This window comes from Labrenzia sp. THAF35 (genome assembly GCF_009363595.1).
Classification (GTDB): domain Bacteria; phylum Pseudomonadota; class Alphaproteobacteria; order Rhizobiales; family Stappiaceae; genus Roseibium; species Roseibium algicola.
The window spans coordinates 4954587-4974103 of the sequence record NZ_CP045380.1 but is presented as its reverse complement, the minus strand read 5'-3'; the positions used below and the strand labels follow the sequence as shown (position 1 = coordinate 4974103).

Genomic DNA, 19517 nt, shown 5'->3' with positions numbered 1-19517 from the left:
TTGGGAGAAACGCGACATGCGGAAGATCGGTCATTTTATCGGCGGCAAGCACGTGGAGGGAACCTCCGGCCGCTTTGCAGACGTCTACAACCCGGCAACCGGTGAAGTCGAGGCGCAGGTCGCCCTGGCCAGCCAGGCCGAGATGGACGCGGCAATTGCCAATGCTGCTGCCGCACAGCCTGCCTGGGCTGCCACCAACCCGCAGCGTCGCGCTCGCGTGATGATGAAGTTCGTAGATCTTCTCAACCGCGACATGGACAAGCTGGCAGAAGCTCTTTCCCGCGAACACGGCAAAACGATTCCGGACGCCAAGGGTGACGTTATTCGCGGTCTGGAAGTTGCCGAGTTCTGCATTGGTGCGCCGCATCTCCTGAAGGGCGAATTCACCGAAGGCGCCGGTCCTGGCATCGACATGTACTCCATGCGCCAGCCGCTTGGCGTCGTTGCCGGCATCACGCCGTTCAACTTCCCGGCCATGATCCCGATGTGGAAATTCTGCCCGGCGATCGCTTGTGGCAACGCCTTCATTCTGAAGCCGTCCGAGCGCGATCCGTCCGTGCCGATCATGCTTGCTGAACTGATGATCGAAGCCGGTCTGCCGGAAGGTGTTCTGAACGTCGTCAACGGCGACAAGAGCGCGGTTGATGCAATCCTGGACGATGAAACCATCCAGGCTGTCGGCTTCGTCGGTTCCACGCCGATTGCCCAGTATGTTTATGCCCGTGCAACTGCATCCGGCAAACGCGCCCAGTGTTTCGGTGGCGCAAAGAACCACATGATCATCATGCCGGATGCGGACCTTGATCAGGCAGCCGATGCTCTGATCGGTGCCGGTTACGGCGCGGCCGGCGAGCGTTGCATGGCTGTTTCTGTTGCCGTGCCGGTTGGCGAAAGCACCGCAAACGCACTGATCGAGAAGCTTGCGCCGAAGGTGGAAGCACTGAAGATCGGGCCGTACACGGCTGGCAATGACGTCGACTTCGGTCCGCTGGTGACCAAGGAAGCGCTTGCCCGCGTAAAGGGTCTCGTCGACCAGGGCATCAAGGAAGGTGCGAAGCTGGTTGTCGATGGCCGCGATTTCTCCATGCAGGGCTATGAGAACGGCTTCTTCATGGGCGGCTGTCTGTTCGACAACGTCACCAAGGACATGGACATCTACAAGACCGAAATCTTCGGTCCGGTCCTGTCCGTGGTTCGCGCAGAGACCTACGAAGAAGCTCTCGATCTGCCGCTCAGCCACGAATACGGCAACGGCACTGCGATCTTCACCCGTGACGGCGACACCGCCCGCGACTTCGCGTCCCGCATCAACATCGGCATGGTCGGCATCAACGTGCCGATCCCGGTGCCGCTCGCCTACCACACTTTCGGCGGCTGGAAGAAGTCAGGCTTCGGCGATCTCAACCAGCATGGTCCGGACGGGTTCAAGTTCTACACCCGCACCAAGACCGTGACCTCCCGCTGGCCGTCAGGTCTGAAGGACGGGGCCGAGTTCGTGATCCCGACGATGAAGTAATTCCTCCCGGACCAAGTCCGGTCTGGCGCTCCCGGCTTCGCCTGGAGCGCCTCTTTTTTGTCTTGTAAAATGATAAAAGATGAATTTTATTATTTATTATGAAGTGCGCTTGGAGACCTCTCATGCCTCAGATAATTCCGCCTGTCTTTTTCGGCCTGTTCCTGTTGTTGATGGTCCCGGTTACGATATTGTCTCCCGGTTCGCCCATGCTTCCTGCACCGTTCCAGTGGACCGGTTTGGTAGTTGTCGCTCTGGGATTGTTTTTCCTCAAAAAGGGGCATGGCACTTTCCTTTCGCAAGAAACGGAAATCCATACGTTCCGGCAACCAACCCGCTTGGTCACCTCCGGCATCTACGCGCTTTCGCGCAATCCGATGTATCTTGGGTTTTTGTTGATGCTGCTCGGGGTCGCTGTCTGCACCAACGAAACATTGAACGTCCTTTTCGCAATCGTCTTTTTTCTGGCCGCGCAGTTTTGGTATATCCCGATTGAGGAGCGGAACGCCGAGAAGACGTTTGGCCAGCCTTACCTGGACTACAGAAAAAATGTGAGGCGCTGGCTTTAGAAATGGCAAGACCGAAGGTTGAAAACGCCGAAATCCGGGAGAGTCTGCTGCAGGCTGCGGAACACCGCTTGCGGCGGCAAGGTTCGCCGCGTTTTTCCGTGACTGATCTGGCGGCCGATTGTCGGATGTCGCAATCGAATGTCTACCGGTTTTTTCCCAACAAGGCGGCTCTCATGGCCGGCTTGGCGGAACGCTGGTTCGAAGACGTGGAAGTTGCGCTTCAGGTGGAAATTTCAGCTGCGGAAAGCTGGCAATCGAAACTGGCAGCTTTTGTCAGGGTGCAGCTCGTAATCAAGTCAGAAAGGTTTGACGACGATCCGGACCTGTTCCGGGCTTATCTGACACTGGCTGGAGAGCATCCCGAACCTGTCACCATCCATGTGAGCAGATTACGGAAAATGCTGGAAGGAATACTCGGCGCCGTATTTGAAGGATGCGAACTGAAAAGGGCGTGCGAATTGGTTGAAGACGCAACGCAACTGTTCAGGGACCCGTTTCTGATTGCCCGCCTTAGGCCAAGGTGCACGGAAGAACGCGCCGAAGCGGTTCTCGCCGCGGTGCTTTCCGAATTGGAGCATCCTCTCGTGCGATAGCTGTCACCGCGAACCTCCGCTAAAGGCACTGGCTGTTAGACGCAGCAGCTGCCTTTTTAGGGCGTTTGTTGGAAACAAGGCCTGCACAAAGCCGTCTTCTAGAGATTCAGGAGATAATTTCATGAACGAAGATCTCGCAAGCGTCCTGAAAACCTCTTGTCAGGATTGTGCATCCGGTGAAAGAAAATAGGCATCTGCTGGCGCAGCACTGCGCCGATACCGGTCGCCCTTGCATGGCATTCCCATTGCCACCGTGGCAATCTGCCTCTTGAATTTGGGCGGACGGGGCGACACTAAACGGCTGATGACATTAAAAAGGGAAAAGATCGGGACGGTGGTTGAGGGTGAGGGGCAGGACAGCGGAGCAGCAGCTGCTTTCGGCTGGCCGGACAAAGGAGAAGGCCGCAGCTTGAAACGGGCTGGTCGGCTTCTGGCCGTATCCGATCTGCTGTGGATCGCACAGGCCGGATTGATTTCCTGGGCGCTCGGATCGCTCCCCATGATGTTTTCCGCCGCAGATGACGGCCAGGTTATCGAAGGCGATCTGACAAGCTTGGCTTTCCAGGCTGCCGCCAGCATCGCGCTGGTTGCTGTGTTGAGAGTGTTTCTGCAAAACCGAGCCGAAACGGTTGCCCGGCAAACTGCCCGTGCAATCCAGAGCAGGGCACGTGCAGAGCTGCTTTCCGTTGCCGCCAGAACGTCGCCGTCTGCAGAATTCCCATCTTCCGGTGCCTTTGCCGCCCATGTTACCGAACAGGTCGACCTGCTCGGACCTTACTATCGGAATTTCGAACCTCAGAAGGTCCGGCTTCGTCTTGTGCCCCTCGGGATCGTTGCCGCCACTGCCGTGTTCAGTTGGGTCGGCGCGCTGATCCTGGTAGTCTGCGGGCCGCTCATTCCTGTTTTCATGGCGCTGATTGGTATGCGTGCCAAGGCTGCGAGCGAGACGCAACAGGAAGAACTGGTGCGGCTGAGCGGCAGTCTGCTGGACAGGATCAGGGGCCTGGAAACACTGACCTTGTTTGGCGCAATCGAGCGTACACAGCGGCAAATCGCTGATGCGGGCGAACGGTTCAGAACCGGTACCATGCGCGTCCTGAAGATCGCATTCCTCTCCTCAACCGTTCTGGAACTCTTTTCCGCACTCGGATTAGCCTTCTGCGCGGTCTATGTGGGGTTCTCGCTATTGGGTGAAATCCAGGCTGGAACCTGGGGCGGGCCCCTGACCTTTGCGCAGGGCCTGTTCATTCTGCTGCTCGCACCGGAGTTCTTTGCCCCCTTGCGTGCCTACGCGGCAGCCTATCATGACAGGGCCGGCGGACTTGCCGCGCGGAAGAAGCTGGCGACACTTTTTCCGTCGCAGAACACCCCTGGAAACCCTAAGCGCGCTGAACGATCAGACGTGCCGGTCGGTTCCATTTCACTTTCAGGCCCGCCCGCCATTCAGTTCAGGTCTGTCGGCATCTCCCATGATGAGCGCTGTGTCTTCAAGGAGTTCGATCTGAGGATTGAGCCGGATGAAACGCTTTTGGTCGAAGGGCCGAGCGGCAGCGGCAAGACCACACTGATTGACGGAATACTGGGCTTCCAGGAGCCTGATTCCGGCAAAATTCAGGTGAACGACCTTACTGCAACCGCGATTGCACCATTGCTGCGTCGAAAGGTTATATGGCTCGGCCAGTCGCCAAGGCTGTTTCACGGCAGTCTCAAGGCCAACCTCCTGAGAGCTGTTGATACATCTGCAGCGGTTACGGAAGACGATCTCTGGCAAGCCCTTCGCCTTGCCGGGGCCGAAGCGCTCGTCCAGCGCTTGCCTCGTGGTCTGGAAACACCTTTGGGAGAAGACGGTTTCGGCCTCTCGGTTGGGGAGATCCGCCGGGTGGCTCTCGCGAGGGCGGCAATGCGCAAGGATGCTGTCCTGTTGCTGGCGGACGAACCGACAGCCTCGCTTGATGAAGAAACGGCAGCAGATGTCATCGAGGGATTGCGGAAACTTTGCGATGGCCGGACCGCCGTGATCGCCACACACGACCCGACCCTTCGGAAAATCGCCTCGCGGCGGATTGACCTGAAGGCGTTCGGCGTCCTCGCCGAAGGGGAGGTGTTCGCGTGAGGTCTGTCTGGCATATCATTCGCACCCAGCACCGGTACGACAGCTTTCATTTCTGGCTTGGCATTCTTGTGGCATTGCTGCCTGCGGCTGCCGGGCTTCTTCTGCTCGGCGTTTCCGGCTGGTTCATCACCGCTGCGGCTATTGCGGGTTTGAGTGGCGCGTTCTTGAACATTTTTGCGCCAAGCGCGCTCATTCGGGCCTTTGCAATAGTCCGTACCGCCGGCCGTTACGGTGAAAGGGTCCTGACACATGACGCCACGTTCCGGTTTCTGACTGGGTTCAGAAACCGGCTGTTTGCGGCGATGGCACTAAAGACAAACGACGGTCAGCGATCCGGATTGCTGCTCAATCGTCTGACACTCGACGTTGCCGTCCTCGATACGGTTTATTTGCGTCTGGTGGTTCCTCTGGTGCTGTCGCTGGTTGTTGCTGTCTCGCTGCTTCTGGTCTGGAGCAGCGTATCGCCGCTTTTGTTGCTTACCGGAGCAGCCTTCGTTTTGGCCTGGCTCGGGCTCGCGGTCTGGACCTTTGCACGGTCCGACACCAAAACCGCCCGCCGCTCTGACGCGGCGCTGGATGCCATGCGGCTTCGAGCGGCGGATCTGGCGGCAGGCCGGCGGGATCTTGCGATTTACGGGGGGCTGGAAGCGGCAGCCGACTCGGTCCTTGTCGCCGACTCGCGATTGGCGGAAGCCCAGGAGGTTGAGGATCGCCGTACCAGCAAGCTGACAGCGGGTTCCACGCTCCTTGGACAGCTGTTTCTTGCCGTCATGCTTCTTGTCTGTCTGCACGAAGTCGGGAATGGCGCGCTGACGGCGGCTTTCAGCGTCGGTCTGATACTGGTGGTGATGGGGCTTCCGGAAATATTCTCGATGAGCTTGCCTGGCCTTTCCAGACTGCCTCGCGTCGCGTTGGCAGCTTGTCGGATCATGCACTTGATGCGTCGCCCCGATGAGGTCGAGCCTTCGCAGAGCCTTTCCGTACCAGAAACCGGACGCCAAGGCGCCGTGCCTGCGCTCGCTTTCGCGGACGTCAGTTTTGGCTATCCCGGTGCTGACAGAAGCGTTCTGGAGGGGCTCTCCTTTCACCTCGATCAGGGCGAAATTCTCGCATTGGCAGGGCGCAGCGGTTGCGGCAAATCGACGATTGGGGCATTGGCCGCTCGGTTACGAAAGCCAGGGCAGGGGAAGATACTTCTGGGTGGGCTTGAAATCGACCGTATCTGCGAGAAAGAGCTACGCCGCAAGGTTACCGTCATTGGGCAAAAGGCCTATCTCTTCAACGAGACCGTTGCCGAGAACCTGCGTGTTGCAAACCCGGATGCTGGCGACACGGAACTTTGGCGTGCGCTTGAACAAGCGGCGCTTGCTGAACGTATTTCTGAAAATCCGGAAGGCCTGCAGACCATTCTCGGTGAGGGGGGACTCGGACTGTCCGGTGGAGAGCAGAGGCGTCTTGCCCTGGCGCGTGCCTTTCTGACGCGGCCGGCCCTGTTTGTTCTGGACGAGATGACCGAGGGACTGGACGCTGCAACCGCTGCGGATGTTCTGGACCGGTTTTTGTCCTACCGCGGCGATGCGGCTGTGCTGATGATTGCGCACCGACGACAGGAGTTGGAGCGGGCAGACCGCGTGCTGGATCTGACGGCACCATGCGGCAGCGGCATTCGGTCGCCGGAAATAATTCTTTCCGAATTTCAATGAGTTCTCCCGCAGTTTTCCGCATCTTGAGGTTGCCGCGACCTAACTGTCGCATTGACCTTGGGGGGGCGGTGGGCCACGATCAGGCCATAGGAAGACTCGTTTTCCAAGCCGGTTCATTGACGGGATTGGCGGCCGCAATCCGCATTCACTGTGAAGTTGATTGCCGTTGCCGGATCGGGACGAAAACCGGGTTTTCAATCAAGATCGACACAGGCCCGGTCTCCTCCGACAGGGCATTTACCCGTCGATCGTCCTGATGTGCAGACGTGCCTGTTGCGGTTCGATAGAACCTTTGACACGACTGCCGAAATGCTCGGGCCTCTCCGGTCCGTAAAGGGGGAATACGATGGAACTGAACGTCGTTGACCTGTCCCGGCTGCAATTTGCCATGACAGCGCTCTACCACTTCCTGTTTGTGCCTTTGACCATCGGCCTGTCAATCCTGCTGGCCACCATGGAAACAGTCTATGTGATGACCGGCCGAGAGGTCTGGAAACGCATGGTCAAGTTCTGGGGCACGTTGTTCGGGATCAACTTCGTCCTGGGGGTCGCTACCGGTCTGACGATGGAGTTCCAGTTCGGCATGAACTGGGCCTACTTTAGTCAGTATGTCGGCGATGTCTTTGGTGCGCCTCTGGCGATCGAGGGCCTGATGGCTTTCTTTCTGGAAGCCACATTCGTTGGGCTGTTCTTCTTCGGCTGGGACAGGCTCTCCAAGCGCCAGCATCTGGCTGCCACGTGGGCCGTCGCGATTGGAACAAACCTGTCGGCACTCTGGATCCTGATCGCCAACGGCTGGATGCAACACCCTGTCGGGTCCGCATTCAACCCCGACACCATGCGCATGGAAGTCACCAGTTTCTATGAAGTGCTGTTCAATCCGGTGGCCCAGGCGAAGTTCGTGCACACTGTGTCTGCAGGTTATGTCACCGCATCCATGTTCGTTCTGGGTATTTCTGCCTGGTACATGTTGAAAGGCCGACATATTCCGATCGCCAAACGATCCATGGCCATTGCGTCCGCATTCGGCTTTGCATCTGCACTTTCGGTTGTCGTTCTCGGGGATGAAAGCGGCTACGAGGCCAACCTGAACCAGAAGATGAAACTGGCGACGATCGAAGCCATGTGGGAGACCGAGCCGGCTCCGGCCTCGTTCAACGTGATTGCTTGGGCGGATATGGAGAAGCGGGAGAACGTCTTTGCCATCGAAGTTCCCTATGTCATGGGCCTGATCGCAACGCGTTCCCTCGACACGATCATTCCCGGCATCAAGGATCTGGTTGAGCGGACAAAGGACCGCATCCGGCAGGGTGCCATAGCCTGGGATGCGCTGCAGAAAATCCGGCAGGATCCGGCAAATGCAAGTGCGGATGTCCGCGAGACCTTCCTGCAGAACGAGAACTCGCTTGGGTACGCCTATCTGCTGCTGCCGTTCACGGACAATCCGATGGAAGCGACCACCGCTCAGGTGGACGCTGCCGCCTGGTCCACCGTGCCGGAAGTCATGCCGATGTTCTATTCCTTCCGGATCATGGTGGCGTGCGGCTTCTTCTTCATCCTGATGACCACGGTGTTCTTCTACTATTCGTCGTCCGGACGGCTGGACGTTCTCAGAGAAAAGCGTCGTTGGCTGCTGCATGTCGCAGTCTGGTCGATCCCGTTGCCGTGGATCGCCTGCGAAATGGGCTGGTTCGTCGCCGAGTATGGCCGTCAGCCCTGGATCATCGAAAGTATGCTGCCGACCTCTGCCGGTGTCTCGAGCCTTAGCGTGACCGAGGTCCTGCTGACGCTTGCCGGCTTTGTTGCACTCTACAGCACGCTTCTGGTGATCGAGATCACGCTGATGATCAAATACATCAAGATCGGCCCTGAAGACGGCGAGAACCCGGATGCAGCTCCGGCCGCGCCAAAGCAGCCGGTCCCGGCCGCAGCCTCTGTACCAGCGGAGTAATCGAAAATGATCCTCTATGAAATGATCGACTACTCCATCCTGAAGATGATCTGGTGGCTGCTGCTCGGCGTCCTTCTGATCGGCTTTGCCGTGATGGACGGTTTCGACATGGGTGTGGGCGCGATGCTGCCCTTTGTTGCCGAAACAGATATCGAACGGCGTGTCGTCATCAACACCATCGGCCCGACCTGGGAAGGAAATCAGGTTTGGTTCATCCTGGGGGGCGGGGCGATCTTTGCTGCCTGGCCGCCGCTCTATGCCATCAGCTTCTCGGGGTTCTATCTGGCGATGTTCGTGGTACTGGCCGCGATGATCCTGCGGCCGGTGGCCTTCAAGTATCGGTCCAAACGGCCGGATCCCTCCTGGCGCAACGCCTGGGACTGGGCACTGTTCACGGGGTCTTTCGTACCGGCGCTTGTCTTCGGTGTTGCCGTCGGCAATGTGTTGCTCGGGGTCCCGTTCTCGCTCGATAACGATCTGCGCATGACATACGAAGGGTCGTTCTTCGGTCTGTTCTCGCCGTTCTCGCTGCTGTGCGGGCTGTTGTCGGTGACAATGCTCGTCACGCACGGGTCTGTCTGGCTGGTGATGCGGGCGTCAGGTGATATTGCTGCGCGGGCCCGGCGGTTCGGCACGGTAACGGCAGGCCTCAGCATCGCTCTGTTCGCTCTCGGCGGGTATCTCGTTGCCAGCGGCTATGTGGAAGGTTTCCGCATTACATCCGAAGTCGATCCGAACATGGCGGCCAATCCACTGGCGAAGCAGGCGATCACCGAAGGTGGTGCGTGGATGTACAACTACACAGTCCACCCCATCCTCTGGCTGGCCCCCGGTCTCGGGTTCCTTGGCCTGTTCGGAACGCTCGTGCTTTTGCAGACACGTTTCGAAATGCCGATCTTCCTCTTCTCGAAGCTGGCGATTTTCGGGATCATCTCGACAGTCGGTGTCTCGATGTTCCCGTTCATCCTGCCATCATCGATACAGCCCGAAGCCAGCCTGACGGTTTGGGACGCATCTTCCAGTCACCGGACCTTGTTCAACATGCTGGTGGCGACTCTCATCTTCCTGCCGATCATCCTTGTCTACACCGCTTGGGTGTACAAGGTCCTGTGGGGCAAGGTGGATGAAGAAACCATCGAACGTGACAACCACAGCGCTTACTGAGGAGACTGCAACATGTGGTATTTTGCCTGGGTCCTCGGAATGCCTTTGGCCTGCGCCATGGCGATCCTGAACGCCATGTGGCTGGAGCTGAGGTCGGAAGACGAACGCCGCCGTCTGGAAGGCCGCAAGTAGTTCCGGCTTTTCTGGAAATCGTGTTGGAAAATGAAAAAGCCCCGGATTGCTCCGGGGCTTTTTGCTGAACCAGTTCCTGGTGGATCAGGCGGCCTGCACTTTTGCAGCGCGCAGCTTTTCCAGGATGTTCTGCGGCGAGGAAACGCCGTAAGGATCGCTTTCGCAGTTGTCGGAGAAGCCTTCTTCTTCGAACCACTGCTCGACGATGCCGTCATTGATGACCGCACCATAGCGCCAGGAGCGCATGCCGAACCCGAGATTGTCCTTGGCAACCAGCATGCCCATCTTGCGGGTGAACTCGCCGGATCCATCCGGAATAACCTTGACGTTCTCGACGCCCTGGGCCTTTGCCCAGGCATTCATCACGAAAGCGTCGTTGACGGAGATGCAGTAGATTTCATCAACGCCTTCAGCCTTGAACTCTTCAAACAGCTTTTCGAAATCCGGAAGCTGATAGGTGGAGCAGGTCGGAGTGAATGCGCCTGGAAGCGAAAACAGAACGACCTTCTTGCCCTTGAAGTAGTCGTCGCTGGTCTTGTCTTCCCAGCGGAACGGGTTCGGACCTTCAATGGATTCATCACGGACGCGTGTGCGGAAGGTAACGAACGGAACTTTTTTGCTGAGCATCGCAAACTCCAGAATTTGAATGGTTGCAAACTGTCCAGAGCGCCGAAATCGTGCCTTGCCCGCGGGAGGAGAACCGGGCAGGGCACAAGCGCCCTGAAAGTGGAGGAGAAGTTCGGCCTAGCCCATTTGCTGCAATGCCGCAATCCATTTTGCTCCGCAATAGACAAGAAGCCTGTGCGAAGCACTCAATCGAGGCGATATGCCGCTGGTCGGCATTTCCAGGGGCACGGTTGGCGGACTTCTGTGGGTGGTCCGCCTTTTCCGGAAAAAGCACTCAAATCATTGTATACACGCTCAATTTCGGTCATTAAGCTGACCACGTCCCGTGTGGTTCGCCTGTGGCGCAATGCGGGGCTGAGGAGGAGGCTCCAGAAGGTCGGGTCTTGACGCCGTGACCAGAGCGAAATGCGACTTCCAGCAGCAAGAGTGATGAATGCGTAGGGTCTTTCGGGCGGTACACATGCTTTGCATGGGGTTTGCCGCGATCGTCTTTTTCGGCCAGCTGGCCATGGTGCTCATGCGCTATCTGCTTGGCTTCGGTCTTCTGGAAATTCAGGACGCGGTCAACTACGCTTTTGCAGCCCTCGTGGCCCTTTCTGTCGCCGTTTCCTTCGATGCAGACAAGCACGTGCGGGTCGATGTATTTCGCCAGAACTGGAGCGAGCGGACAAACCGGCGTATCGACTGGCTTGGAGACCTTCTGCTCGCGCTGCCGGTCTTTGCGATCATGCTCTGGACGGCATTCCCGCTCGTCAAAAGTTCCTGGGCGATATTGGAAGGCTCTCCGGAAACCGGCGGTCTGCCCGGCCTGTTTCTGGTCAAGACCTGTCTGGTGATCCTGCCTGCGCTGGTGGTGATCTACATCCTTCAAAAGCTGTTCGGCGCGATGCGACGGAAATTTTCATGACTGCCGATATCATCTGGCTCATCATTCTGGCCCTTTCCGTATTTGCCTGTATTCTTTCCGGCGTGCCGGTCCTGCTTGCAATCGCCGGCGCACCGACGATTGTCGCGCTGGTCGCCGCCGCCACCGGACATTTTGACCTCGTGTTCTTCCAGGCTGTTCCCCAGCGCGTTTATGGCGTGATGACAAATCCGCTCCTGTTGGCGGTGCCGCTTTTCGTGCTGATGGGGTTGCTTCTTGAAAAGTCGCGCCAGGCAGAGCGGATGCTCCAGAGCCTGACGGCTGCAATGGGCGGGCAGCAGTCCGCTTTGGCGCTTTCTGTGGTTCTGGTGAGCGCACTCATTGCCGCCTCGACCGGTATCATCGGGGCAACCATCGTCATGCTGGGCACGATCACACTCCCGGCTCTGTTGGCCGCGGGCGTGAACAAGCACATGAGCAGTGGCCTCATTTGCGCCAGCGGCACGCTCGGTCAGATCATTCCGCCGTCGATCGTTCTGATCCTCCTGGGTGATCAGGTGTCCAATGCCTACTTCGAAGCGCAGCAGGAAGCCGGCAACTTCGCGCCGGACCCGGTCACGGTGGGGGATCTCTTTGCCGGTGCGCTGATCCCGGGGCTGCTCCTGGTCGCGCTATATGCGGCATACGTCCTGCTGCGACTGCGCCGGGCCTCTCCGAAGGGACAGGAAGCTAAGACCCCGACACCAAAGCCTCGCGTGTCAGGCCGGGAATTATTCCGGGATATCGCGCCTACGCTCGGGTTGATCATCGCCGTGCTCGGCAGCATCCTGATTGGCATTGCAACGCCAACGGAAGCCGCAAGTGTCGGTGTCGCAGGGGCTGTCCTGATCGCGGCAGCAGGAAGCGACGGCAAGGTGGCGCGTGTTGCCATGGCCTGCGCTGCCTTTGCTATTCTGCTGTTGATCCTGCGCAGGCTCGGTCTGTTCGGTCTGGAGTTTGAAGGAGGCCGGATCAGCTGGACGACACTGACGATCGTTTCCGTCGTTATGACGGCCGCTGCCCTTGTCATGCTGGCCATCGCAGCAGCTTCTCTGATCCGGGGAGGAGTACTCGTGCCCGCGCTGCGGGAAACCGTCACCATCACCGGAATGATCTTCGGCATCGTGATTGCTGCCAGCATCCTGTCGCTCGTGTTCCGGGGGTTCAACGGTGATGAACATGTGGCCGAGTTGCTGCACGCCTTGCCGGGCGGCGCTTATGGCATGTTGTTGCTGACAATGCTGGTGATCTTCCTGCTCGGATTCATTCTGGAATTCGTGGAGATCATTTTCATTGTTGTTCCGATTGTCGGGCCGATTATCCTGCAAAGCGACATAAGCCCGGTCTGGTTTGCGGTCCTGATTGCGCTTAACCTGCAAACTTCGTTCTTGACGCCGCCATTCGGGTTTGCGCTTTTCTATTTTCGATCGGTTGCACCGGCGGATATCCGCACCTCTGACATTTATGTTTCGGTGATCCCGTTTGTCGCCATCCAGCTTCTGGCGCTCGGTCTGGTCGCCGCCTTTCCGGCACTGGCAACCCTGCTGCCGGACGTCCTGTTTTGAAAATCGAGGGAGACACAAGCATGAAAAGACGTGATTTTCTGAAGGCTGGTGCCGTTGCCGCACCTGCCAGCCTGCTGGCAGCACCGGCAATTGCGCAAGGCAAGATCGAATGGAAGTTGCCGACTTCCTTTCCGGCGAAGGCGCCGGGTGTCGGCACCAACGTGACCGCCTTTGCCGACCGCGTGGCTGCAATGTCCGATGGACAGCTGACTTTCAAGGTCTATTCCAGTGGTGAGCTCGTACCGCCGTTCGGTGTTGAAGATGCCGTGGAGCAGGGCACTGCCGAGATCGGTCATTCGACGCCTTACTATGCCGCGTCCAAGAACACCGCCATGCACTTCTTCTCTGCCGTTCCTTTCGGCATGACCGCAGTCGAAACAACCGCCTGGCTTCGCTATGGCGGCGGGCAGGACCTGTGGGACAGCCTTTATGAAGAACGCGGCCTCAAGCCGTTTTATTCCGGCAGTTCGGGCGTGCAGGCGGCCGGCTGGTTCAAGAACCCGGTGGAAAGCCTCAATGATCTTGCCGGCCTCAATATGCGCATTGCCGGTCTGGGCGGTGAAGCCATGCGCAAGCTCGGCGTCAACGCTGTCCTGCTGCCGCCTCCGGAAATCTTCCCGGCCTTCCAGTCCGGCGCCATCGATGCGGCCGAGTGGGTTGGTCCCATGCTGGACCAGGCATTCGGCCTGCAGAAGGTTGCCAACTACTGCTATGTTCCGGCCTTCCACGAGCCGTCAGCCGCGCTGGAAATCGTCGTCAACAAGGAAGCCTACGACAGCTTGCCGGCGAACCTTCAGGCAATCATCGCCTATGCTGCGGAAGCGGCTTCCGTCGAGACCACCGCACAGTTCGATTATTACAACGCGGTTGCCATGAAGAAACTGAAGGAAGACGGCGTTACCTTTGCCAACTTCCCGGATGATGTCCTGGCTGCGCTGAAGACGGCGGTTGCGGAAGTGATGGCGGAAAACGCTGCCGCCAATCCGAAGTTTGCCGAAGTGCAGAAAAGCTATGACGCGTTCCTCGAGCTTGCCAAGGACTACGCGGCACTGGTGAAGGCAACCACTTTCACCCAGCGCATGTAAGCAGAGTTGATCCTGCCGGTGGCATTGGCCACCGGCGGGGCTTCAGGTTTCCAGCTGCCGTTCGCGCAGGACGATGGCGATGCCGCTCGCGATGATGATCGCGGCACCGACATAGGTTGCTATGTCGGGAATTTCCCCCCACAAGAGCCAGCCGAGCAGGGTCGCCCACAAGAGCGCGGTATAATCGAATGGCGCGACAACGGCTGCCGGGGCAAAGCGGAAGGCCTGTGTCATCAGGGTGATGCCGGCCGTGCCGAATAGTGCGATGCCAAGAAACAGCCAGATGTCCTCCGCGCGTGGCTGCACCCAGACGAAGGGCATCGCAAAGGCACTCATGATTGCGCCAGCCCCCACCAGGTAAAGCATCAGGGTCCAGACACTCTCGCGCGGGTCGACAAGGCGGGCGCTGAGCATGAGCGCGGCATAGAAGAAAGCCGTTGCGATTGGGAGGAGCGATGCTGCTTGGAAAGCGCCTGAACCCGGACGGACAACCACCAGAACGCCCAGAAATCCCACGAGCACTGCCGTCCATCGACGCCAGCCCACTTGCTCTCGCAAGACCAGGGCGGAAAGCGCTGTCACAAAAACAGGCATGACAAAAATCAGCGCTGTTGCTTCGGCGAGGCCAAGAAGGCTCAGCCCGGTGAAAAACAGCGTGGCGGCGCAGAGCCACAACACTCCGCGCAGAAGATGGGCTGCCGGGCGGTGCGAGATCAAGGCAGATCTTCCACCCATTTTTAGTGCGATCAGAACCGCAATCGGAAGCGCGATCAAATTGCGCAGAAACAGGATCTGGATGGGGCTGTAATCAGCCGTCAGTGTTTTGGCAATGGCGTCGTTGAGGCATAGGCACACGACACCTGCACACATCATTCCGATTCCGGTGGTCACCTGATTGCGACCGCCGGTCATGGCCGTTTCCATTCCCTTGTCTCCCTGGTTTTGGCGCAGTGAAGCATCGGGGCAGGCAGGGCGGCAAGGCACGATTTCACGAAATCAGGCCTGTCCGGACACCAGGAGAAACTGGAATACGGAAATTACTGATGCCGCTACGTAATTCGTTTCGGGGCGATAGTGTTTTGCGGTAAGATGCAATCATCGATTGTTTTCGATGTTCCCAGGTCCACTGTCCGGAAGCCCCGTCCCATGGCATTGACGTCTCCCTATTTCCGCAACGTGCCGCAGCTCACCGCAGCGTCCACCAACAGCCCTTGGCTCGGCAGCGGGTCGAGCGGTCATGGAGTGCATCTGGTTCAGTTCGGGTTGATTGACCTGGGGTTTCCCATGCCAAAATCCGTTGGTGGAACGGGGCTCAGTCCGGATGGGGTCTACGGCAGTGAAACCGTGCAAAAGGTCAAGGAGTTCCAGCGATCAACGCATGGCGGAGCCCCGATCAAGGACGACGGCGCCGTCGGACGAAATACCATGGCCAAGCTGGACCGGGCGCTCGCGTCCTTCACTCACAAGGTTCGTGTGCACATCTTTGTCGTGGTGACGCCGGATGCTCCGGTGGCAACTGCGGAAACGACTGCGAAGGAGCTTTACGGACATTACGGTATCAACTTCGAGGTTGCTTCCATCCAGTCGCTGGCATTGACCGCTGCCGAGGAGACAGAGTTTTCGCAGCATGGCCTCTTGTTTGCCCGGATGAAGGAACTTGCCGAGGCGCATACGTCCGTCAGGATCCGTCCGAATGAAATCATGGTGTTCTATATCCGTCGCTTCAATCCCGACACGGACCTGGCCCTGTCCAAGGCCAACCACACGGGTGCTGTTACCCGAATCAAGAAGAACGCGGATGCCAGCACACTTGCCCATGAGGTCGCCCATAATCTGATCGACAGTCCAAGGGGTGTGAGCGAGCATGTTGCGCACAAGCAGAACATCCTGGCGACACTGCCCCGGACCACGCCCTTTGTGTTGAGTTTCGAACAGATTCAGCAGATGCGGCGCAACATTCGGCTGTTGCGGGCGTGATGCCGGATAATTGCAGGCCAAGATCATCTGGTCAGCATCGTTAGCGGAGGCTAGCATCCGGCAGTTCAAACTGATCCATCTTTGACAGCGAGACCTGTATGCACGCCTTCCTGCCGTTCAATCTAGACGACATCGTTCCCGAACAAGATGCGCCAGCACCAGAAAAGGTCATTGCGGGCGATCCTAAGTTTACCACCTGGTTGGTTGAAACGACGGACAACGAGACCCTGTTCTCGGGCGTATGGGAAGCAACGCCAGGGGCCTGGAAAATCTCTTATGACGAATGGGAGTTCTGTTCGATCCTTTCCGGCAGGTCGGTGCTGACCGACAAGGACGGCATCAGCCGGGAAGTTGGCCCCGGAGACAGCTTTGTCCTGCAACCCGGTTTCTCCGGAACCTGGGAAGTCCTTGAAACCACTCGCAAGCTTTTTGTGATCCGCCTGCCGTCTTGACGATGGGGCATTCCAGGAGCTGACTAACGTGACTTTTCAGGATTAGCTGCGAACGCATATGAGCAAGTACCCTGACCTATTGGAGTTCGTTAAGGTCAGGGTAGATTGCAGCGCTATTGTTTGGGGTACCTCAACAGCATCGTGCTGCTCGTAAGCTGATGAGGCTTTTGACGCAGCTGAAGTGAAACCAGGAACGGTGTTACCCGGTTTGCATTTTTCGGTCAGATTACTTCTGCGACTGAAAACCGGCAGGTTCTGTCAGCAAAAGGATGACGAACACCAGAACGGGTGTCAGCACCACGCTTGCCAGGAAGCAGCCGAAGGAACCAAGCCGTGTGTCCCGACCGCGGTAACCGACCAGGACACACAAGAGCAGATAGATGACCAGTGGTGCGACAAACATCAGGCGGCTTCCGACTTCTCTTCCGCGATGTCTTCGCCCTTCTTCACCATCTTCTTGAAATGCTCCTTGTAGGCAGCCGCGTCGAAACTCAGGAAATCTCCACCGGTTTCAAAATGCTGCTGGAATACCTTGCCGACGGCAAAGGTGAAGGCACCAAGCGTTGCGCCTGATCCGACGATACCCAGCGCTGTGCCGAGCACGGGAATGGTTTTCATGAAGCTGGTGGCGATAAAGGTTCCTGCACCGACACCGCCGAGACTTCCCAGAAGCGTGGTTACTGCGGTTCTTGCGCGATTTTCCGAGAATGGCACATCATAAACGGCTGCCAGCTTGCGGATGAGGTTGAGCTGCGTTCCGATTGCGGCGACGAGGTCGAAGATCGGAACCGGAATGAGGCCGGTACCTGTGCCGACGATAACATGGTCCCGAATGATCTTTTCGGCTGCCAGCGTGCGTTCTTCCGGGGTCAGCGGAGCACTTTCGGTCTGAGCCTTGCCGTCTGCCAGCTTTTCAGCTGCATCAACAGTGTCCTCAGCTTCTGATTTTGCGGAACTTGTGCGAGTGGACTTCGTTGTCATTTCACAGTTTCCTTCCTTCAGCGTCGCAGCTCCCCGCTGCTTACTCTACGTGAGCGTAGCTTGAGTGCGGTCCGATTTCAATCTTACAATCAGCGCGGTATCAATTGTCAGTTTGCGGCTTTTCCGTGTTTTGATCATTCGAAGCAGGCGCGGTCTCACCTGACGTCGTGCTTTCGCTTGATGTACTGTCGCCGGTCGAATTTTCGTCAGGCCTCAGCTGTGTCTCCTGATCCTGAGATGTATCTGCCTCTGCTGTAGGAGCGTTCGGGAAAAGCTGTGGCAGGTTATCAAAATCAGGCAGTCGGTAGCGCTGCGGATTAACCGGAGCGGGCGCTGGTAAATTCGGCTGGTTTGCAATGTCGCTGCCCAGGATGAGCGGAAGCTGATCTTTCCCGCCACCGACGATCACGATCTTGCTGTTGTTGGACTTGGACAGTTCGACGGTCGCTTCAATTCCGCGCCAGGTCAGCAGTTGCGGCGTCAGGGCATCTGCAACAATCGAGTAGAATGTCTGGTAGCCGATGGCGTCGATCCGCTTGCGTTCCGCTTCCTTGCGGGCCTGCTCCAGCACGTATTCATAGGCGAGGGCGTTTTGTTCCTCGGTCAGCTTACGTGAAATCGCCTGATTGATTTCCTTCGGCAGTTCGATCCGGCGAATGATAACCTGGTCGAAGACGATGAGATCCTGATTGTTGGCTTCAATGGTCTCCATGACTTCCTTTTCGAGGCGCGTCATGTCGACCTGATAAAGCTCATGAGGGTCGTATTTGCCGATCACCGAGCGAACCGCTTCCACGGCGGTCGGGCGGACGAAACGGTCGGCGTATTCCGGCCCGATCGCCCGGTGCAGTTTGCCGGCATTATCCGCCTTCGGGTAATACAGAACCGAAATATCGGATGTGATGCGCAAGCCGTCCGCTGCCAGGCCGTGGACCGTTTCATCCTGTTTCTGGATGCGGACTTCGTACCGGTAGATGCGGTTCCACGGCCATTTGATGTTGATACCTTCGGGATAAACAAACCTGGTTTCGGTGCCGACGGTGAGGGTTCTGAACAGGACGCCGACTTCACCCGGCCCGATGACAAAGAACGTCAGCGGCCACAAGAAAATCGAGACGAAGCCGAGCAGCAGCAGATAGGCGATGGCCTTGTCGGTCCGGCTCATCCTGTGGATCTTGCGCGGCTTCTTTTTCGGCTTACCAACTTCGACGTCGTCTTCCGCAACGCTCATTCAGCGCTCCCAGGAATTGAAACGGCTCCGCAGCTCGTTAAAGTGACCTAGCGGCCAAGAAACGCATAAAAACAAGAACTCTCAATGCTTTCCGAGTAGTCTTGTCTGCGTCAATTGCAGCACAGTTGCAAGAAAACAACTCTGTGGCAAGCGTGTTTCTTGAGCTAGGCAAGAGCCAAAGAATTTGCTTAAGTTGTGTTGTGTATCGTTGCGTCACTACAACGTATGGTTAATTTCTTGGTTTGTGAAACCAAGATCGAAACAGACAATGGGAGTGGTGAGTGTCAGCCAGCACAGGGTCATTCAGTTTCGATCGCAAGGACCTTAGCCGGTTCCTTTTCGACCTTTACGATTATGAACCAAAGCTCTTGCGCAAGCTGATTTCCGCCAGGCCCTACGTCTGCCCATTCGAAGAGATGGAGCGGCATGTTCCAGCAAATGCAAAGGTTCTGGATGTAGGCTGCGGCAATGGCGCGTTGCTGGCGATTCTGCTGGCATCCGGAAGGATAAGCGAAGCAACCGGCTGCGATGTCCACGAAGGCGCTCTTGCCTCGGCCCGCAAGGCAGCGGGGAGAACGGGGCACTCAGCGGAAGTATCCTTCCTGCAAATTGACAGCTTCGCGGAGCTGCCGGACGACTGCTTCGATGTGGTGACCATGGTCGACGTGCTGCACCATGTTGCCGAACCTGAACGGATGACGGCTGTTGAAGAGGCGATCAAACGGGTCGGTCCCGCAGGAGTGTTCCTTTTCAAGGATATGGTCGAAGCACCTTTCTGGCGCCGCCTGGCCCACAATATCGATGACCTGATTTTTTCCGGTGAATGGGTGAAGCAGGTGAAAACCGCAGAAGTTGAGAAGCAGGTAAGGGCTGCGGGCTTTGAACTGGTCGAGAGTCTCGAAATACCAAGGGTCTTTTACGGCAACACCCTGAGGGTTTTTCGAAAAATTTAGTAAA

19 protein-coding genes are annotated in these 19517 nt (G+C 57.7%); 14 read left to right on the top strand and 5 right to left on the bottom strand.

Features of this window, described 5'->3' with window-relative positions:
• Nucleotides 1-16 precede the first annotated feature (16 nt).
• From FIU93_RS22905 to cydX, 8 genes are all read left to right on the top strand, one after another.
• Nucleotides 17-1516: a CoA-acylating methylmalonate-semialdehyde dehydrogenase gene (locus FIU93_RS22905; RefSeq protein WP_077293079.1), complete on the top strand. Its 1500-nt coding sequence runs from the start codon at nt 17-19 to the stop codon at nt 1514-1516.
• A gap of 122 nt (nt 1517-1638) precedes the next feature.
• A complete protein-coding gene (locus FIU93_RS22900) occupies nt 1639-2082 on the top strand; it encodes an isoprenylcysteine carboxylmethyltransferase family protein (RefSeq protein ID WP_173017389.1) in 444 nt (147 codons plus the stop codon).
• A 2-nt stretch (nt 2083-2084) separates the two neighbouring features.
• Nucleotides 2085-2675 carry a TetR family transcriptional regulator gene (locus FIU93_RS22895; RefSeq protein ID WP_152506878.1) on the top strand — a complete coding sequence of 197 codons (591 nt, stop codon included), beginning with the start codon at nt 2085-2087 and terminating at the stop codon, nt 2673-2675.
• A gap of 304 nt (nt 2676-2979) precedes the next feature.
• Nucleotides 2980-4788, top strand: coding sequence for a thiol reductant ABC exporter subunit CydD (cydD, locus tag FIU93_RS22890; protein WP_152506877.1), 1809 nt, complete (start codon nt 2980-2982; stop codon nt 4786-4788).
• On the top strand, nt 4785-6491 hold the full coding sequence (cydC, locus tag FIU93_RS22885) for a thiol reductant ABC exporter subunit CydC (RefSeq protein WP_152506876.1): 1707 nt from the start codon (nt 4785-4787) through the stop codon (nt 6489-6491). The genes cydD and cydC overlap by 4 nt, the downstream gene beginning before the upstream one ends.
• Before the next feature lie 346 nt (nt 6492-6837).
• Complete coding sequence (locus FIU93_RS22880) at nt 6838-8442, top strand: cytochrome ubiquinol oxidase subunit I (RefSeq protein ID WP_152506875.1); 1605 nt, start codon at nt 6838-6840, stop codon at nt 8440-8442.
• 6 nt (nt 8443-8448) lie between these two features.
• A complete protein-coding gene (cydB, locus tag FIU93_RS22875; RefSeq protein ID WP_023004104.1) occupies nt 8449-9606 on the top strand; it encodes a cytochrome d ubiquinol oxidase subunit II in 1158 nt (385 codons plus the stop codon).
• A gap of 12 nt (nt 9607-9618) precedes the next feature.
• Nucleotides 9619-9738, top strand: coding sequence for a cytochrome bd-I oxidase subunit CydX (gene cydX, locus FIU93_RS22870; protein ID WP_031270783.1), 120 nt, complete (start codon nt 9619-9621; stop codon nt 9736-9738).
• 84 nt (nt 9739-9822) lie between these two features.
• On the opposite strand, the gene FIU93_RS22865 is transcribed toward cydX, so the two are convergent.
• A complete protein-coding gene (locus FIU93_RS22865) occupies nt 9823-10365 on the bottom strand; it encodes a peroxiredoxin (protein ID WP_055653804.1) in 543 nt (180 codons plus the stop codon).
• A gap of 433 nt (nt 10366-10798) precedes the next feature.
• On the opposite strand from FIU93_RS22865, the gene FIU93_RS22860 reads away from it, so the two are divergent.
• From FIU93_RS22860 to FIU93_RS22850, 3 genes are read left to right on the top strand one after another with little or no spacing between them, the layout of a single operon-like run.
• Nucleotides 10799-11272, top strand: coding sequence for a TRAP transporter small permease subunit (locus tag FIU93_RS22860; RefSeq protein WP_208984142.1), 474 nt, complete (start codon nt 10799-10801; stop codon nt 11270-11272).
• A complete protein-coding gene (locus FIU93_RS22855; RefSeq protein ID WP_062488973.1) occupies nt 11269-12834 on the top strand; it encodes a TRAP transporter large permease subunit in 1566 nt (521 codons plus the stop codon). Before FIU93_RS22860 ends, FIU93_RS22855 begins: the two co-directional genes overlap by 4 nt.
• Nucleotides 12835-12854: 20 nt before the next feature.
• On the top strand, nt 12855-13919 hold the full coding sequence (locus FIU93_RS22850; protein ID WP_055653808.1) for a TRAP transporter substrate-binding protein: 1065 nt from the start codon (nt 12855-12857) through the stop codon (nt 13917-13919).
• Nucleotides 13920-13961: 42 nt separating this feature from the next.
• Here the strand turns inward: FIU93_RS22850 and FIU93_RS22845 are convergent, their stop codons facing one another.
• Nucleotides 13962-14843: a DMT family transporter gene (locus tag FIU93_RS22845; RefSeq protein ID WP_055653811.1), complete on the bottom strand. Its 882-nt coding sequence runs from the start codon at nt 14841-14843 to the stop codon at nt 13962-13964.
• A 222-nt stretch (nt 14844-15065) separates the two neighbouring features.
• Between FIU93_RS22845 and FIU93_RS22840 the strand changes: the two genes are divergently transcribed.
• Together FIU93_RS22840 and FIU93_RS22835 are read left to right on the top strand one after the other, a co-directional pair.
• A complete protein-coding gene (locus FIU93_RS22840) occupies nt 15066-15896 on the top strand; it encodes a peptidoglycan-binding protein (RefSeq protein WP_023004111.1) in 831 nt (276 codons plus the stop codon).
• A 98-nt stretch (nt 15897-15994) separates the two neighbouring features.
• Complete coding sequence (locus FIU93_RS22835; RefSeq protein ID WP_152506874.1) at nt 15995-16348, top strand: cupin domain-containing protein; 354 nt, start codon at nt 15995-15997, stop codon at nt 16346-16348.
• A gap of 226 nt (nt 16349-16574) precedes the next feature.
• On the opposite strand, the gene FIU93_RS31510 is transcribed toward FIU93_RS22835, so the two are convergent.
• From FIU93_RS31510 to FIU93_RS22825, 3 genes are all read right to left on the bottom strand, one after another.
• On the bottom strand, nt 16575-16751 hold the full coding sequence (locus tag FIU93_RS31510) for a hypothetical protein (RefSeq protein WP_023004113.1): 177 nt from the start codon (nt 16749-16751) through the stop codon (nt 16575-16577).
• Nucleotides 16751-17329 (bottom strand): DUF697 domain-containing protein, encoded by a 579-nt coding sequence (locus FIU93_RS22830; RefSeq protein ID WP_023004114.1) that lies wholly within the window; start codon nt 17327-17329, stop codon nt 16751-16753. The genes FIU93_RS31510 and FIU93_RS22830 overlap by 1 nt, the downstream gene beginning before the upstream one ends.
• A 100-nt stretch (nt 17330-17429) precedes the next feature.
• Nucleotides 17430-18560 carry a prohibitin family protein gene (locus FIU93_RS22825; protein WP_152506873.1) on the bottom strand — a complete coding sequence of 377 codons (1131 nt, stop codon included), beginning with the start codon at nt 18558-18560 and terminating at the stop codon, nt 17430-17432.
• Nucleotides 18561-18841: 281 nt separating this feature from the next.
• Between FIU93_RS22825 and FIU93_RS22820 the strand changes: the two genes are divergently transcribed.
• A complete protein-coding gene (locus FIU93_RS22820; protein ID WP_152506872.1) occupies nt 18842-19513 on the top strand; it encodes a class I SAM-dependent methyltransferase in 672 nt (223 codons plus the stop codon).
• Nucleotides 19514-19517 lie beyond the last annotated feature (4 nt).